The sequence below is a fragment of the Bernardetia sp. ABR2-2B genome (assembly GCF_037126435.1).
Classification (GTDB): Bacteria; Bacteroidota; Bacteroidia; order Cytophagales; family Bernardetiaceae; genus Bernardetia.
This window is the reverse complement of record NZ_CP147020.1, coordinates 1633833-1651891: the sequence shown is the minus strand read 5'-3', so window position 1 is coordinate 1651891 and position 18059 is coordinate 1633833. Positions and strand designations below refer to the sequence as shown.

Annotated in this window: 15 protein-coding genes; 7 read left to right on the top strand and 8 right to left on the bottom strand. The window is 31.1% G+C overall.

Annotated features, from left to right (window positions below):
* Position 1: 1 nt before the first annotated feature.
* Together WAF17_RS06885 and WAF17_RS06880 are read right to left on the bottom strand one after the other, a co-directional pair.
* On the bottom strand, positions 2-2245 hold the full coding sequence (locus WAF17_RS06885; RefSeq protein ID WP_338768010.1) for a tetratricopeptide repeat protein: 2244 nt from the start codon (positions 2243-2245) through the stop codon (positions 2-4).
* Between the two features lie 121 nt (positions 2246-2366).
* Positions 2367-5318, bottom strand: a complete 2952-nt coding sequence (locus WAF17_RS06880; RefSeq protein WP_338768007.1) for a CHAT domain-containing tetratricopeptide repeat protein — start codon at positions 5316-5318, stop codon at positions 2367-2369.
* A 216-nt stretch (positions 5319-5534) separates the two neighbouring features.
* Here WAF17_RS06880 and WAF17_RS06875 point away from each other — a divergent pair, with 216 nt between their 5' ends.
* Together WAF17_RS06875 and WAF17_RS06870 are read left to right on the top strand one after the other, a co-directional pair.
* Positions 5535-5984 carry a hypothetical protein gene (locus tag WAF17_RS06875; RefSeq protein WP_338768004.1) on the top strand — a complete coding sequence of 150 codons (450 nt, stop codon included), beginning with the start codon at positions 5535-5537 and terminating at the stop codon, positions 5982-5984.
* 140 nt (positions 5985-6124) lie between these two features.
* On the top strand, positions 6125-6364 hold the full coding sequence (locus tag WAF17_RS06870) for a hypothetical protein (RefSeq protein ID WP_338768001.1): 240 nt from the start codon (positions 6125-6127) through the stop codon (positions 6362-6364).
* 69 nt (positions 6365-6433) lie between these two features.
* Here WAF17_RS06870 and WAF17_RS06865 read toward each other — a convergent pair whose 3' ends face one another.
* On the bottom strand, positions 6434-6805 hold the full coding sequence (locus tag WAF17_RS06865; RefSeq protein WP_338767999.1) for a hypothetical protein: 372 nt from the start codon (positions 6803-6805) through the stop codon (positions 6434-6436).
* 105 nt (positions 6806-6910) lie between these two features.
* Positions 6911-9532, bottom strand: coding sequence for a TonB-dependent receptor (locus WAF17_RS06860; protein WP_338767996.1), 2622 nt, complete (start codon positions 9530-9532; stop codon positions 6911-6913).
* 310 nt (positions 9533-9842) lie between these two features.
* On the opposite strand from WAF17_RS06860, the gene WAF17_RS06855 reads away from it, so the two are divergent.
* The 5 genes from WAF17_RS06855 to WAF17_RS06835 all read left to right on the top strand — a co-directional run bounded on the left by WAF17_RS06855 (position 9843) and on the right by WAF17_RS06835 (position 14153).
* Positions 9843-10472, top strand: coding sequence for a TMEM175 family protein (locus WAF17_RS06855; protein ID WP_338767994.1), 630 nt, complete (start codon positions 9843-9845; stop codon positions 10470-10472).
* A gap of 30 nt (positions 10473-10502) precedes the next feature.
* On the top strand, positions 10503-11225 hold the full coding sequence (gene truB / locus WAF17_RS06850; protein ID WP_338767992.1) for a tRNA pseudouridine(55) synthase TruB: 723 nt from the start codon (positions 10503-10505) through the stop codon (positions 11223-11225).
* Between the two features lie 317 nt (positions 11226-11542).
* Positions 11543-12355 (top strand): lysophospholipid acyltransferase family protein, encoded by an 813-nt coding sequence (locus tag WAF17_RS06845; protein WP_338767989.1) that lies wholly within the window; start codon positions 11543-11545, stop codon positions 12353-12355.
* Positions 12356-12363: 8 nt separating this feature from the next.
* Entirely contained in the window at positions 12364-13446 is a 1083-nt protein-coding gene (locus WAF17_RS06840; protein WP_338767987.1) for an aminotransferase class V-fold PLP-dependent enzyme, read from the top strand.
* A gap of 266 nt (positions 13447-13712) precedes the next feature.
* Complete coding sequence (locus WAF17_RS06835; protein ID WP_338767985.1) at positions 13713-14153, top strand: STAS/SEC14 domain-containing protein; 441 nt, start codon at positions 13713-13715, stop codon at positions 14151-14153.
* Between the two features lie 135 nt (positions 14154-14288).
* Here WAF17_RS06835 and WAF17_RS06830 read toward each other — a convergent pair whose 3' ends face one another.
* The 4 genes from WAF17_RS06830 to WAF17_RS06815 form a co-directional block, all read right to left on the bottom strand.
* Positions 14289-15359 (bottom strand): MraY family glycosyltransferase, encoded by a 1071-nt coding sequence (locus tag WAF17_RS06830; protein ID WP_338767982.1) that lies wholly within the window; start codon positions 15357-15359, stop codon positions 14289-14291.
* A gap of 78 nt (positions 15360-15437) precedes the next feature.
* Positions 15438-15968, bottom strand: coding sequence for an NADH-quinone oxidoreductase subunit A (gene ndhC, locus WAF17_RS06825; protein WP_338767979.1), 531 nt, complete (start codon positions 15966-15968; stop codon positions 15438-15440).
* 97 nt (positions 15969-16065) lie between these two features.
* On the bottom strand, positions 16066-16599 hold the full coding sequence (locus WAF17_RS06820; protein WP_338767977.1) for a YcxB family protein: 534 nt from the start codon (positions 16597-16599) through the stop codon (positions 16066-16068).
* A gap of 109 nt (positions 16600-16708) precedes the next feature.
* A complete protein-coding gene (locus WAF17_RS06815) occupies positions 16709-17869 on the bottom strand; it encodes an endonuclease/exonuclease/phosphatase family protein (protein WP_338767975.1) in 1161 nt (386 codons plus the stop codon).
* Positions 17870-18059 lie beyond the last annotated feature (190 nt).

Here is an 18059-nt window from a genome sequence, read left to right as displayed (position 1 = left end):
TTTATTCTTTTACAGATTGTATTTTATAATGGTCTTCATCAAATTTGGCTAAATAAATTTTCAATGCTTTTTGATAATGCTGATTTGCTTCTTCCTCTTTATTTTGCTGTAATGCTAAATCTCCATAAGCGACTTCAATATCTGCAAAATTAGTGTGCTTTTCATTGAATAAATCTTGATTCATTTTTAAGGAAATAGCAAGATTGTTTTCTGCTTTTTGATATTCATTTTTCAAAATATACAGTTTTGCCATATTGAGATACAAAGTAGCCAAAGAAGGATTTGAAGTTTTGAAAATAGCTTTATGAATTTCTAAAGATTGATGAAAAAGACTATCTGCTTCAATGTATTTTTTATCATTCATTTCTAATAAACCTAAACCGTTTAGTGCAATTCCTGTAGTAAGAGCTTGTGTGTCATTGTGTTTTTCATCTGCTTTAATTACGAGTTCGTATATTTCTCTTGAAGTAAAATAATTTCCTGCTGAATAATTTAGATAAGCGAGTTCGTTAACTAAATTATCCAAATTAATAGAACTTTCTACTCTCATTTCTGCTAACATCTCATTGGCTTGATTAGCAAGTTCTTCTATCTCTTTTAACTTAGAAAGATTTATCTTCGTGTTTGCTAGTTGAATGAACAATTGAATGGTTTCAGAGCTGTTCTTTCCAGATCTGTTTTTACTTAATTCAAATGCTTCTTGATATTGCTTTTCTGCTTCTTTATAATTACTCAAAATAGAATTTAGATTTGCATAGACAGATAAAGCAAACACATAATTCGAACTTGTCTTTCCTTCTTCTGTCCTTGTAATTTCGATTCCTTCTTGCAAGAATTTTTCAGCCTCTTTGTATTTATTTAGTTGAATATAGTTTCTTGCTAGAAGATTTTTACTTACGCCCACATTTGATAGTCCGTCTTGTATATTTCCATATAGTTTTATACATTCCAAAAAAATAGATTCAGCTTTTTCATAGTTATAAAGTTGAAAATTTACAATTCCATAATAAATACAAGTTTGCCTGTATGTATCACTATTTTTATTTGAATAATGAAATACTTGTTGATAAGCTTGTATAGCTTTATCTGTTTTTAATAAAAAAACATAATTCTTACCCATTTCCATATAGTTTTCAGCTAAATATTCTTTACTATCTGTATGTATAGAACTTTGTAATTGAATATCAATAGAAGCTTTATGATAGTTATTTGATTCTTCATAAAGCTCTCTCATAGCTAAAGATTTCGCAGTTACACTATAAGCAAAGCTAATTTTTTTTGAATCAACATTTGAAGAGTCAATTAATAAAAAAGCCTTGTTAAATTCATCATCAGCTTCTTCAAATCGATTTAAGTAACTCAAAGCTTTACCCATATTAGCGAAAGAAATGACATTTTGTTGTTCCCATTGTCCATCATTAAGGTTATAGATGTAAAGAATTTGATGCGCTATTTCATAATTTTTTAGAGCTTGTTGATCATCATCATTTTCTAAATTCTCATTTGCCAAATTAGTATAAGCAGTATAAAGTCTAGCATATACAAGATTCATATTTCTCAAAGGTAATTTTTTAAAAAAGGTAGTATCTACTTCTCCATTTTCTAAAAAAATAGGGTTATCAGGAAGCAAAAAACCTCTTCTACCTTCTAATTCAGCTATTTCAGCATATTCAACAGCTTTTTCATAATTTTCATTATCTAATTCTATTTTAGCTTTCTCGTGGTATTTTGCCATATTTAGATTGTGCTGTAATCTTTTGCTACTTACGTTCATAGAACGAATCAAATCATTATAAGGCTCAAATTCTATAGGAACATAAAAGAAAAAACAGGTTATGATAAGAATGACAAAAGAACGAATCAAAATAGGCTTATTATTTTTTGTGAAAATAGAATCATTTCTTTTGATAATTATTAAAATCAAAAGAATTACGAAAAATACAATATTTGCAAAAGGAAGATAAGATATAATTTCATTTGGAGTAACTATTATCCTAGTCCAAAAGCAAATAAGAGCAATACCAAAAGCAAAACCTCCAAGAATAGAAATAGCTTTATTTTTATTTCCTTCCTCATCATTTTGTTTCTTTTTAAATAACCAATAGCCACCAATAAAATAAGAAAGAGCCAAAAGAGTATCTGCCGAAAGCAAAATTATCAAGGCTGTATCTTCGCCTATATTGAAAAATTGAAGAATAATAGTAATAATGAATAAGGCAATAACAACTATTTCGTATATTTTCATGGAAAATATTTTTTGGCTATTTGAATAAATTAGATTTGTGTATGTACGTTGTTTAAGTCTGAATAGTTTATTATATTCTTAAATTAGTTTAAAAGTTGTTGATTATCAATGCGCTATTTTTTTACTTCTCTGTCTGAATAAGCATAAAAGCACCCCAAAAATAAGGCTCTGGGTATTCTGTTTTGAGTTTTTCTTGTGCTTCTCTGAATGCTTTATTTACATCTTTAGTTGTTGCCCAATTTTCATAGAAGTAGGTCATTAGTTTGGCTGTTGCTTCATCACTCACTTGCCAAAGACTCATAATAGTTGATTTTGCTCCTGCCAGTTGAAAGGCTCTTTGAAGTCCGTAAACTCCTTCACCTGCTTTTATATCACCCAAACCTGTTTCACAGGCACTCAAAACGACAAGTTCTGTTCCTTCCAAATCTAATCCTCTAGCTTCATAGGCTGTCAAGATTCCGTTGTTGCTTTCTGTTTTTTCTTTTGAGTTTTGGGTATTTAAAGCTGATTCTGCATCAGTAAACATCAAACCCGAACGCAAAAGTGGATTCTGACGAACTAAGTTTGCCTGTAAACCAAACGAACGAGCATTGTCTCCACTAGAAACTTTACTATCAGCCAAGAAAAAACCGTGAGTTGCAATATGTAAAATACGAGGTTTTTGGATAGCCTTAATTGTTTTTTCATCTGCCGAATTTCCTAATATCGTTTGTGTTCTTTGTCCACTTTTTTGCAATAAAGTTTTGATAGTCTCTATCTCTACTTTAGTTCCAGGGAGAGGTGTGATTTTTCCTTGATTTCCATAATTTGGATAACCTACCAAAACGACCTTGTTATCTTTGGTTGTATTAGCATAACTTTTTTTCCTTGTCAAGTCCTTTAAATTATTTAGAAATATAAGGTTTTGATGGTCAATGACATACGAAGTGTCAGAAACTTGGAGCGTATTTATACTGATTTGATTATAAATTCCATCTAAAGAAACAAAAATTCTCTCTGTAGGCTCTTCTGATTTTATTTTTTCCAGTTTGTCATAAATTGGTTTCCAATAAGCTAAAAAACTTTCTCTGTCTTCTAATTGAAATTGAATATTGTTTCGGTTATAGAAAAAATCTTCATTATCTAGTTCATTTCCATCTTTTAAGAAAACGATTTTTGGAGCATCATAATCTGGAGTTCCAATCAAGGCAACATATTGATTTTCTGAGAGTTGGTCATTATTGTATTTTGGAAACGAAATTATATCTACAAAAGCAGTGTTTTGTGGTAAAGCATTGCGAATATCTTGATATGTTTTGAGGTCATTTTCTTTGAAAAGATTTGGAAGGCTCTCTGATAATCTTTTTTCAATTTGATTAGTTTCTTTTTCTATTTTGTCTCTGTCAATTCCTTGTTCTTTAAGCTCTTCGGGTGTGTAGGCATAAAGTTTTATAAGTTGTTCTCTATTTTTTATCCATTTTTTGTAATCATTTTTTAATCTTTGATTATTACTTCTCAAAACACCTTTTTTTATTCGGTTGGTTGTGTTGAGTAAAATTGCTTTTGTTGCAAGATGTGCGTTGTGCATCTGTGTAACGAGCATAGGATATTCATTGGGATATTTTTTTTCTGTATCCACGACAAAATTGTAAAAACGCAAGAAAGTAGGACGGATTTTGTCCCAGTATCGTTCTTTTTCAGTTTCGCTCATTGCAGGAAAGTAGTTTTTGATGAAATCATAATTATGAGCAATTACATTTTCAAATAACTCTATACTTTTTTCTACTTTATCTTGTTTCCAATACAGTAAAGCTAACTGTTCTTTTGTTTCTATTGTCTTGACATGATTTTCTCCAAGCTGTTGTTCTCTGATTTTTAGAGCTATTTTGAGTTGTTTTTCTGATTTTTTTAGTTGATTTTGATTCTTATAAAATTGACCTAAATAATTACTTGCCTTTGCATAAGAAAGATTGTCTGCTCCCAGTTTTTTTTCATAAATTCGTTGAGCTTCTAAAAGTAATTCCTCTGTCTTTTCAGTTTTTCCTATTTCTATATATAAGCCAGCCAAACCAGTCAGCATGTGTGCCAAATCTGGGTGGTTGCGTGTTCCTATTCGTTTTTCTTTTAACTCTATACTTTGCAGAAAAAGAGTTTCAGCCTCTTGATAACGCTTCATCTGTTGATACAAAAGAGCTTGATTAATTAAAAAACGCTGATATGTATTTGATGTTCCTTTTAAAGTCAGCGCAGCAATTTCCATGGCTTGAGACAGGTACTTTTCAGCTTCCTTATAACGTCCTAATTCTTGAAATAAAATAGCTTGGTTATTCAAAACAATAGCTGCCGATATGCTATACTCTTGCTTATTTTGAGTTTGAATTTTCTTGATTTGTTCAAATTGTTTTTCTGATTCTGTATAAAGCCCCTTGTCTTTCCAAATCATTGCTTGATTGTTTAGGGCTGCTGTGTAGTTTTCTCCTTTTTCTTTTTGGCTTATTTTGAGTGCTTCTTGAATATATTCCTCAGCATCTGAAAGGTGTTTTATGGTATAATAAAGTAAGCCTAAATTATTTACAAGTTTAGGATAAAGTGGATGAGAAGTTTTATTTAATTTTTTGAACTCTTCTTCAGATTTTAAGAAATTTTCTTCAGCCCTCTTATAATAACGAGAAGAGTAAGCTATTTCTCCCAAATCATAATAATTTTTTGCCTTTGCTAAAGGGTCTTTTTGTGTGTTTTCTGTGATTCCTATATTATCAGATAAGCGCATCAAAAAACGCTTGGCTTTTTGTCCTCTTTGTTGCTCTTCATACAAATCAGTATTATCAATAAAAGCAATGGCATAACCAAAAGTAGAAGTATCGTAAGAAGTACGAAGCTCTTTAAACTCTTTTTCTGTTGCAGTCTCAACTTCTTTTTCGGTTTTTTCTTCTACTGCTTCTTCAATTTTTTCTTGGATTTCTTCTGTTTTTTCTTTTGCTTTTTTCTTGATTTTGTCTAGCCAACCTTGTGCATACAGGTTAGGAGAGATAAAAAATGTAAAGCTAAAAGTAAGCAGTAAGAAAAATGAGAGTAAAAAAGATTGCTTTTTCATAATTGAATATTTTGATAAAAATGATAAGCGTGAACTTGGTTTTTTACAAAATCTCTTATTAACAATAAGAGACTTTAGAGTAATTTACACAAAATAAAAATGAAATCAATAATTGGAGCAAATCAAACAATTCTATAATCAAGAATGTTATATAGTGTAGATTTTCAAAAATCTAAATTTTTTAATCTTTATTTTTTAAACTCAATTTTTAGAATTATGCTAACCTCAAAAAAACTAAAAAACAGTTCTTTTATAATTGCACTCTTATTTTCTTTTGCTTTGCTATTTTCTTCATGTGCCAAAAGAACAGTTTCTCAAGGAACAGATGTTTTTGATGATAAAGTTCCAGTAGAAGCTCGTATTACTAATAAGTACACAGAAAATAAAGGTGCAGATTTGAAATATTTTGCTGTTTTGTATTATTTTGCCTCTCCTGAAGTTTCTCAATCAGAAAAAAATACAAACGGAGTAAATGAAAACTTGGAAGATGTTTTGGAAGATATCGGAGAAGGAGTGAAAAACACAGGAAAAGAAATTGGCAGAACAGACGACCTTACTTCTACAAGCGTAGAACTTACCAAAAATCAATATGATAATTTGAGCGTAGGAGAAGAAGTCGCTATTTATTATTCTGTTGAGAATAAAAAAAATGTTTCTTTTAGATAAAAAATCAATTTTTATTTAGCTCAAATCACAAATCAAAGTCTTTTGGTTTGTGATTTTTTTGTGGCAAACAATAACATTTTTTTAGTGCAAAATGTTGAAATGGGGAATAAACTTAACTTACAACAAATCAACCCAAAAAAATGGAACAGTTTAAGAATCAAGAAGCCTATTCTACAATTACATCTTATTCACAACAGTTTGAAAATCTGTTTGGTTTGGCAATAGAAATAGATACATCTAACGAGAAAAAAGTGTTGCTAAGAGTAAATAAAAGTAATCTTAGAGGCGAATATGATATCGATACTCACGTAGGAAGAATGAACCATTACTTCAAACCTTTAGTAAAAGAAGGAATTGAATTTGGTATTGTGGTTTTGTAGAAAATAGTAGCTTTATGTATCTCGGCTACTCAAAATAGCCGTCGCTTGGCTTTGCCAAAGAGCTAAAGGCTATGAATTCAAACCAATTTTTTTTTTAATTGATTCAGTAATTAACTGTATAATATGCATTCCCTCAAATCTATTTAATTCTATCCTTTCCTCTTTTCCTTCAATAACCAATTTCATATGTTTGACAATAGATTTATTGTAAGACTTTGATTGGTTAGCTACTTGTTCTTTTACATTAGTCCACCGTTGTTCTGTAATATCTAACATCAAACAGGAATGATTATCAGGGTTAAGATTCATTTTCCGTCTCTCTTTATTAAATTCTATTAGGAGACTTTCTATAAAACGAGAATTATCTACTGTAATTGAATTAGATTCAATTATTTCAATAATCTCCTTCATTCTGTTTTTATTAGCATTACCACTAATCATTTTTTTGGTGTTTTTTTCATTTTGATTGTTCTATTCCATTAGTTTCTAAATAATGTGCTTTACCTTTGTTGGTGTTTTAGCGCAACTACACTAACAAAAAAGCATCTAAAAACTAGCTCCCAAAGTCAAGAAAAAAGCTCTAGCATCAGCAGGAATAATTCCAGGTCCAGGATAGCCATCTGCACGTCTTGTAAAATAAGAATTGTTTGTGAGATTATTTATGCTTCCTTCTAGTTTTAGCCATTTGTAAGAATAGCTCATCGACAAATCCATCACATAATATGAAGGAATAATTCCACTAACAGCCGTCGCACTTCTGACAACGTTGGTGGCATCTGTAAAATGCTCATGTGTGTAGGAATATTGATAAGAGAGTTTGAAATCTTTGTAACCAAACTGCAAACCTGTACGCAGCGTAATAGGTGGAACAAGCTCAACTTCTCTTCCCAAAATTGCTGTTTCTTCTGAATTTGTATATTTACTTTTCAGAATAGAAGTATTCAAATAAAGTCCCAAATATGATTTTGGTAGAATATTCTCAATCCAATTATTACCTAATTTTCCGACATTAAATTCTAAAAGTGATTCAATTCCATAAATTCTAGCTTGAGCGATATTTCCTCTAAAACGATAGGGAGTGTACGTTGGAGCAACGCCTGTACGTTCTACTTGACTGATTCTGTCATTATAATTCAAGTAAAAAAGACTTACATCAAATTGTAAAAGCGTATTGATTTTACCACGAAAACCTAAGTCTGCATTATAACCACTTTCATCTTTTATATCTGGACTAATTACCAAATTTGGATTCTGAATACGCAAATCACTAAAGGTAACCGAACGATAATTTTGAGAGAAATTTGCATAAATCTCTAATTCGTTTTTGTTATTCAAAACAGGTTTATAACTAATTCCTATTCCACCTAAAACAAAACTTCTAGGGCGTTCTAAATTTTCTTCATTTTTGGTTTCAGAAATCAAATTTCCTGCAAAATCAAAAACTCGTTCTTTATAAAATCCGTCAGCTTGTGTTTTGATATATTCGGCTCTAATTCCAGGGGTAATGCTCCATTTATCAGAAAGGTTAAAGACATTTTCTATAAAAAAAGAAGCATTTTGATTTGGAAACTGGTAGGAAGAATTTTCTAAATTTTCAGAGTTTAAGAAAGCAAAGTTAGGTTTATTTGTTGCATCTGCATCGCCTTGTCGTTGTGTTGTGAAGCCACTGTAATATCTAAAACCTGTGATAAAAGCGTGTGTTTGTTTCTTTAATTTTTCTCCTAAAAAATGAATAGAATAACGATGTAAAAGGCGAGTTTCATTTCCAAAGTTTTTGAAATCCCCATCTATTAAAGTTCTATTTTGTCCAAAATCAATGACACTTATCTTATCCAAATTTCCTACTGTTTTTCTTCCTGCCAAAAGCCCAAAAGTACGGCTATTGATTTTTGTTTTATTAGAAATTTTATAATCTAAAATAACTGCTCCTAAGTTCCAGTTTACGGCAAACCAGTTTCTATCTCTAATCGACTGACGTGGATTTTGCTCAAACATAGCATCAGTAAGTCCACCAGCTTGTTGTGCAAGGTAATTCATTCCAGTATATTCTACCGAAATTTTGAATTTTGAAGAAGGACGGAAAGTAAGTTTTGCAAAACCTGTATGCACATCAAAGCCAGAGTTTTCTCTCCAACCATCGCCACGTTTATATTGATAAAATCCGTAATAACTTAGTTTTGAATCTCCGTTTTGATTTGTCTTTCCCAAATTCCCACCTACATCAACAAAACTACTTGTAAAGCCATAAGAACCTACTGTTTGGCGTAAGTTAGTCTCAAAGTTTTTGTTTTTAGGAGCATCTTTCATTACGAAATTGAGCATTCCACCAAACTGCGTTCCATACTGCAAAGAAGCTGCACCACGCACAAGTTCAATTCTCTCAACAGCCTCAACTGGTGGCGTATAATAGCTTTCAGGATAACCGAGTGCATCAGCAGAAATATCATAACCATTTTGACGAGTATTAAAATTTGCTGTTCGGTTGGGTGAAAGTCCTCTAGCTCCGATTCCTAACTGAATACCTGCTCCATCACTTTCCCAAACGTTCAGCCCTGCTACTTTTGCATAAATTTGTCTTGAGTTATTGGCTGCCAAATTTGCTGTTGTGTTGTCCAAAACAATTACTTCCGTCTTTTTAGATTCATAAATCCCCATTCCATCAACGGTATTAAGACGAGCCATTAAATTAGAGTTTTCTAATTCTGAATTTCCTTCTACCACTATTGTTTTCAAAGAATCTTGTAGCTCTTCTAAGTTAAAATCAATAGTTAATGTGTTTTTTTCTCTAATATTTATCTCTTTTGAAACCGTTTTGAAGCCATACAAATAAGCAACTAATGTATAAGTAGATTGATGGGAAGTAGAAGAGGTAGTAAAAAACTCTAATAAAAAATTGCCATCTGTATCACTTTGAGCGTATTTATTCAGCTCCTGAACGACGATAGTTGCACCAAAAAGAGGTTCGTTTTTGTCAAAATTAGAAGAGGTAGAAACCTTTCCTTTTATTCGAATCTGTGTTTCTAATCTCGTATTTGTCTTGATAGATGCTTCTAAGTCATTACTATTTTGAGCTAGGCAAAAATGACAAGCTATACAACAGCAACAACAACAAAGACAAAAAAGGTTTTTGTAAAAACAACAAAAAGAAGAGGTGAGAAATGTGTTCATTTATTTAGACTAATTATAGACAATTTCATTTTATGCAAAAATACGGTAGAGAAGGCACAAAAAAAAATGACTTTTGTCATTTTTTAGAATAATTCTAAATAAAAATGAGAGAATTGTTTGTAATCTAAATCAAGTTGTATAACAGGTAAAATATATTCTCCTTCAAACAATTTCATAGATTTTCGTAGTCTGATTTATTATCTTTGCTTTACAAGCAACAAATACTACTATCTAGTTTTTAAGAGTTGAACTCACAATTACTCCATCTGATAAATAAATCTCATTCGTAACTCCAATAATTATTTTATAAATGAAATCAAGCAGACTAGAAGCCTTTAGTGATGGCGTTTTGGCAATTCTTATTACTATTATGGTTTTGGAAATGAAAGTTCCAACAGGAGGAGCTTTACACGATTTAGAAAAAGTATATCCTATTTTTTTGAGTTATATTTTGAGCTTTCTGTATTTGGGGATTTATTGGAATAATCATCATCACCTTTTTCAAGCCACAAAATACGTAAATGGAAAAGTGCTTTGGGCAAATCTGCACTTACTTTTTTGGCTTTCTCTAATTCCTTTTACATCAGGTTGGGTAGGAAGAACTAATTTTTCGGCTGTTCCAGAGGCTCTTTATGGAGTTGTTTTGTTGATGAGTGCTATTGCTTATTTTATTTTACAATCTCTCATTCTCAAAATTCATGGAGAAAACTCAATTTTAAATAAAGCTATCGGAAAAGACTATAAAGGTAAAATTTCACTAGTTTTGTACGCTGTTGCTATTCCTCTTTCTTTTGTTAGTCAATGGATTTCTATTTCTATTTATATTGGCGTTGCTTTGCTTTGGGTTGTTCCTGACAAACGCATTGAAAAAATACTTTATAAAGAGATAAAGAAGAACCAGAAAGAGGAAAGCAATAAAGAAATAGACAATGTTTCTTAGAAATAAATTTTAAAATACGAGCGAAAAAAAATGCAAGAAGAACAAGGAGTATTTTCACAAGGGAAAGTAATTTTGATAGATAAACCTCTTACTTGGACATCTTTTGATGTAGTAAATAAGATTCGTTATGCTATCAAAAAATTTGAGCAAAAGAAAAAAGTAAAAGTAGGACATGCAGGAACGCTTGACCCATTAGCCACAGGTTTATTAATTCTTTGTTCTGGAAAAATGACAAAGCAGATTGAAAATTTTCAAGGACAAGAAAAAGAATATGTAGCACAAATTACATTTGGTTTTACAACAGCTTCTTATGATTTGGAATCAGAATTAGAAAATAAAAAAGATATTTCTGACCTTACATTAGAAAAAATTCAAACAGCTTTAAGTGATTTTGAAGGAGAAATAGACCAAGTTCCTCCTATTTTTTCGGCTGTGCAAGTCAATGGAAAAAGAGCCTATCAGTCTGCAAGAGAAGGAGAAGAAATAAAACTCAAATCAAGAAAAGTAACAATTTCAGAATTAGAAATCATAGAATCTAATATATCAGAAAATGAAGCTATAATTTCTTTGAGAATTGTTTGTAGTAAAGGAACTTATATCAGAAGTCTAGCACATGATTTGGGGCAAAAACTAGAAACAGGTGCACATCTTTCAGGGCTTCGTCGCACAAAAATAGGTAATTTTGTCGTTGAAGAGGCACAAACAATTGAGCAGTTTTTGGAAGAGTGGAAGCCAAGAGAAGTAAAAAAATAGATAGCTTTTGCTTTATGATAAGACTAGAAATAATTTAACTATTTCAAGTAACTTTTTTATAGTTAGCTACTTTATTTGTTCTTATCTTTGCAATTATTTGATTTTTTATTGAATTTTTTGAAAGTATTTACGTTATAAATAGTATTCTAAATTAAGAGTTTATGTTTCTCTTATTTTTCTATTCAAAATAGTATTTAAGCACAAACCTTTTTAGATATTCAGTTCCTAAGCAATGTAACATACAATAAACCTTCAAACAACGTATTTTTTATAAAATAATCTCTCTTTCTCTTAAAACAAACGAATTTTTTTTAATTATGATACAGGAAAAATTATATGAGTTGAGAAACTCTCTATTACTTTACATCGAAGATAGAGGACTGACCGTCTTGACACGTCCTTTCACTACTTTTTTTCAGATTGCATTTTCGATGTGGACATTCTTCAATTTCTTTTGGATTATGGTTGTTTGTGCGCCTTTTATCATACTTCCTATTTTAATTGATGAGAAAAGAGGTGGAACTTTTGCTTTTAAAATCATGAAGATTTGGGGTTTTAGTTTTAGTTTTTTGAGTGGAATTATTTATAAGATAAAAAATAAAAAAACGCTTCAAAAAAATCAACCTTATATTTTTGTGGCTAATCATAACTCGTTTTTAGATTCACCAGCCATTACACTCGCTATTCCAAATCAGTTTAGAGCTTTGGGAAAGATTGAAATTCTGAAAATGCCTGTTTTTGGTTTAATTTTTAAATACATTGGTGTTATCGTCGATAGAAGTAGTATGGAAAGTAAAAGACGAAGCCTAAGACAAGTGAAAGAAAAGCTAAGAAAACAAATTCATGTTATGATTTTTCCAGAAGGAACAATGAATAATTCGCAGCACGATATGTTGCGTTTTCATGAGGGTGCATTTATGGTGGCTATCGAAACGCAAACACCAATTGCGCCTATTGTCATAAAGAATACACGAAAAATGCTTCCCAAAAATAGTTGGAGAGTAAAAGCTGGGTTTGTCGAAGTAGAATTTTTAGAACCTATTTCTACCGAAGGAATGACTATTCAAGACCTTCAAAAACTCAAGTTAAAAGCCTTTGAAATGATGCAAAATGCTTATTTGAAAAACTAATATATTCTATGAAAATTTATCTTACACCAGGTCCTTCTGAAAACTATTTTATAGTAGAAGAAGCAATAAAAGAAGCTTTACAGAAAAAAGTAACAGCTATTTCACATCGTAGTAAAGAGTTTAAAATAATCTTTGAGCATACAGTTACCCAGCTTAAAGAGCTTTTGCAAATTCCTGATGATTTTTCTATTGCCTTTACTGGTTCTGCCAACGAAATTTGGGAACGAATCCTTCAAAATTGTGTAGAAAAAGAGAGTTTTCATTTAGTAAATGGTTCTTTTTCAAGGAAGTTTTATCGCTTTTCAGAGCAATTGAATCTTAGTCCATCTAAATATGAAGTTGATTTTAGTAAAGGTTTTTTAGTGGAAAATATTGATGTTCCTAGCTCGGCTGAACTTATTGCTCTGATTCAGAATGAGACAAGTAGTGGTGTTCAGTTTCCTATTGAAAATATTGCAAAAATTAGAGAGCAAAATAAGGATAAGTTAATTGTTGTTGATGCTGTTTCTTCTCTTCCTTATGCTAATCTTGATTTTTCTCAAATAGATTCACTTTATTTTTCTGTACAAAAAGGTTTTGGTGTTCCTGCTGGTTTGGGAGTTTGGGTGTATAATCAAAAAATGATTGAAAAAGCGCAACAACTAGAAGCAAAAGGTAAAAGTATTGGAACGTATCATTCGATTTTGGAACTTGATAAATATGCCAAAGAGAATCAAACACCCGAAACACCAAATGTTTTGGCAATCTTTGTTTTGGGAAAAGTAGTTGAGGCAATGAATAAAAAGGGAATTGCAATGATTCGAAGAGAAACTGATTATAAAGCTGAATTATTATATCATACTTTAGAGCAATCGGAATTTTTGTCGCCTTTAGTAAATGAAAAATCGCAGCGTTCGAAAACGGTTATTGTAGCAAATGTAGAAAAAGGAACTTCCTCTGATGTACTTGCATTTTTAGAAAAAAGAGGGATTATTATTGGAAAAGGATATGGCAGCTTTAAAGATTCTCAAATCCGAATTGCTAATTTTCCAACCCACTCTAAAGAACTTATGGAACAGGTGGCTGATTTATTGATGCTTTACGGAAAATAAAAGGCAAATTTTTAATTCTTGTCTAAAATATATAAATTGTAATTACAAAAAAAGCTACTTTTTTAAGAAGCTGTTTAAGAATTACTTCTAGATAGGTTAGTCTCGTAGAGCAGACCGTTTTGTAGTTGATACTTGCAACTTTAGTAGACAGTCTGCCCTTTGGGACTGACCTATTTGCTATAAAAAAATCATTTTGAAAATCTAGTTTTCTATTCTTAAATAATTTCTAATTATAAAAACTACTATTACTATTAATTTTATATATCATGCCTTTATTTGAAGAAAAACATTTAACGATTCATCATGACGAAGATGTAAATTGTATTCATATGCAATGGACTGGCTTTGCTACTTCTGCAAAATACAAACATGGAATGAATACAGGATTAGAAAAAGTACAAGAAAAAGGAGTTACTAGATGGCTTGCAAATATGGCTGAAATGGGTGCGATAACGCCTGATGATCAAAAATGGACAAATGAAAATTGGTTTCCTCGCCTTTTAGAAGCTGGTATCAGAACGGCTGCTGTGGTTATGTCAAAAGATGTTTTTAACCAACTTGCTGTTAAAAAAATAGGTGAAGACATGACTGACAATAGTTATACAATGCACTTTTTTGACGACCTTGAAGAAGCAAAAAAATGGCTAAAAGAATACGAAATTCAAGAGAAAGAAACCCTCATAACAGAACAGGAAGAAGAAGAATAAATTAAAAGAGGATTCATACTATTTGAATCCTTTTTTTTGTTTAGGATATTTTAAAATACACTAGCCTTTGTTGGTGTTTTAGCGTAGCGACACCAACAAATATGAACAAACCCCCTGCTTAGATAACTTAATTATTTAAATATTTACTACTTCTCTTCTTCGTTTTACTTTTCTATGTAGAAAAACTGCCAAACTACTTGCCGTCAAGACAATAATAGGAACAAGCCAATTATCAGATAGATAACCCATTTGTCCAATAAAAGTAAAAATAAAGACAAACAAAATATTCAAGAAAATTACAATTCCTACAATATAATAATGACTACAACCGATGTCTAAAAGCAAGTGATGAATATGATTACGGTCAGGAGAAAGAGGAGAACGACCAGCAAAAGCTCTCAACATAAAAACACGAATAGTATCAAAAAGTGGATAAACCATCAGTGCAGAAAGCAGCGATAATGGAGCTACAATATGCAATTCGCTCGTAGTAGGTAAAGCAGCATTTTTATTTAAAAAAATAATTAAAAGACCAGTAGCCAAAAAACCAAGCATCAAAGAGCCTGTATCGCCCATAAAAATACGAGCAGGACTATAGTTATAATACAAGAAACCTCCAACACTACCCAAAACAGCCAAACACATTGCAGAAAGAGCAAAACTACCCTCCAAAGCAAACCAAAGCCCAAAAAAGCTAAAAACAATCAAGGCAACCGAACCAGCTAATCCATCAATTCCATCAATCAAGTTAAAAGCATTTGTAATGACAATCACAATAAAACCAGTAACTAGATAACTAAAAACGATATTGAGTTCATAAACTCCCAAAAAGCCATACAGAGAAGAAATACGAATATCTCCAATCAAAAGAACAGCGATTGCTACAAGTTGTCCTATTAGTTTCCAAAAGGCACTTAACGGCAAAAAATCATCTCGCATTCCAACCACTACCATAACCAAAACAGCACCCATCAAAAACTCCATGTTTAGGGTCATATCTACAAAAGACCATATCAATGTAGAAATAATAAAACCAAAAAAAATACCTATTCCTCCAAAAGAACAAATTTTTCCTGTATGAATTTTTCGCTCGTTGGGTTGGTCGTGTATATTACGAGAATTAGCAATTTTGATGATTTCGGGAATGAGTAGCAAACAGATAGCGAATGCAGTTCCCAAGCTAAGAAGTAACTTAATCCAAGTCATAGTGAGATTATTAGATAATTATTTTTTATAAAATGAGGTGTTATCCATTCAAATTTATTTTAATTATGTAGTAGTTTTTTAGTCATAACGCATATTTATTTGTTGATAAACAGAACTAGGAATTGTCTTAGAACTATTTTCTCCGTCTTTGCCTTGTTGAGACAAATCTAAATTTTCTAATTTATTTGGTTGGTTTCTATCTTTTTCTGAAAAGTCAAGATTCCAATCTAAAAAGTTATTTTTCCAAAGGTAAGCCAATCCCATCACTAATATACCAATAAATAAAAGTCCTTCTGTAAACGCATATATTTTCCAATTACTTTCTAAGGCTTGTAATTTAGCATCAGTCAGAATTTTTGACCAAGGGAATAAAAATATAATTTCTACCTCAAAGAGTACAAAAACTAGTGCAATTAAGTAAAAACGAATATTGAACTTACCCCAACTTCCAATTACAGTTTCTTCTCCACATTCATAGGTAGTTATTTTTTCTGGTGTAGGATTATTAGGACGAAAAATTTTTCCAATACTCAAAGCAATTAGAGCAAAAAAAGCACCGACAATCAGAAAGAGTAAAACTAAACCAAAAGTAGAAACAGAGCAAAGCATATCGTTGTAGGATAATAAAAATTTGGGATAGTATAAAAAAATAGGAGTTGATTAGTTGTTGATTATCCGTCATTTAATAGTTAATGATTCAAATAATTTAACTTTTTAGACGATATCCTAGTTTTGTTTTGCTACGAATCATTTCTTTTACTGCCTCCATATCTGAAACCGAATCAAAGGATTTTTTGGGAACTACGTAAGCAATATGTCTATTTTGATAGATAAGCAAGTAATGTTTGAATTCTCTTATTTTATAAATTCGTCGCCAAGTGAGTGTCGTATGGCTTTCTAAGGTAACTACTTCTATTCGTTCAGGCTCAAAATAAAAAGTTGTTAGTTCTGAAAGAGAAGGGTTTTTCTCAAAATAATTTTTCGTTCTTAGGTAAGTGAGTAAGGGCAATACCAAAAATAAAGAAACTGTCAAGCTCAAAAGCAAACCAAGTTTTAGTTCTGAATCTGCCCATTGCCCATCTGTAAGGCGTTTTTCCAAAAGCATCACGATAAGCATAGTCGCCAAAAAGAGACTTAACCAAACCATTTTGCTACGTAGTAATAGTGAAAAGTTTAGTCGGAGGTATTCTTCAAAACTAAGTTTTGCTCTTGCTTCTATTATTTTTTCTTCTTCTTTCATACTACAAATAACGCTTTTTTTGAGCAAAAATAAAGAATAGAACACCAAAAAATCAAAACATTTTAGATTTTGAAAGTCATTTGTACTCAAAAAAATAGATTTTTCTTTTTTATTCTATTTCATAAACTGCACGAACAGGGTAATGGTCTGAAAAGGGAACTTCTCTATGTGTATTGAAATAAATACAATCTAAATTTTCGTTATCATAAAACTGATTATCTATTCTAAGAAAAAATAGTTTTCCATTAAATGTAAATCCTGTTCCTAATCCTTTGCTTTCAAATGCGTTTTTTAGGTTTCTGCGAAGTTTGAAATAGGTATAACTATAGGGCAAATCATTCAAATCTCCACACAAAATAACAGGATAAGGACTTGTTTTTATGTGTTCTGCAATTGTCTGTACTTGCCCAGCTCTCATCGCAAATCCTCTTTTAAGGCGTTTTCCTGCATACCAAAAAGTTTGCTCGGGCTGGTCAATGAGTTGTAGTTCGTTTTGATTAATGCTCATTGATTCCAAATGAATATTATAAATTCTGATTGTATCTTTTCCTTTTACGATATCAGCGAAAATAGCACCATTATCTGTCTTTACTTTAAAAGTAACTTCTCCTTTATTAATAAATGGATATTTCGAAAAAATGGCGATTCCAAACTGACCTTTACGATGATTTGCAGATGTATAGCGAACATGAAAATTATAAGGAGTTTCTGAATCTTGTTCTGATAACTTTTCCCTTGTATTAAATATTTTTGCGCTTTCAGAGTTATAAAAATCTTGAATACATTTTACATCTGAAGTATCGTTTTTTATCCACTTAATAGTGTTTTTGGTAACTGTATAGTCATCTTTCTGCCTTTGATAAATATCAAACTCTCTTACATTATAAGACAAAACTGATAAGTAATTTTTGTCGTTTTCAATATTTTCATTCCAAATTCCTCCCAAACTTATACTGGCTAGAAAAAAAGGAAAACCAAGCAATAAAATAAACAAAGAATAAAGTGCATACCATCGTTTGCGCCACCACCACAGAAAAACAAAAAAAATATTAGCTATCAAACAAAAAGGAATTGACATTGAAACAAAACCTGCAAACCAAAAGTATTCAGGAGAAACAAGAACAGACAAATATGCAATACAAGAAACTACCAAAACGATACTATTGATAAAACGAAATGTACGTCTTGTATTTCGCCTACGCCAAGAATCTTTTTTTCTTCTTCTTCTTCGTGAATTATTAGAGTTACGTGAATGGTTTTGAGAGGGCATACAGAGATTTGTAGCTTAGTTTTTAGTTAGGATAAATTTCTTTTTACTGTGTATAAGTAGAACGTAAGGATTAGGCTTTACGTTGAGAATGTTTGAAATTATTTATAATTCCTTTTTAATTTTCATATAATTTTTGTCTTATCTAAAATTAACGTGAACTCGGTATTAAAAACAGTCTGAAATATCTCTC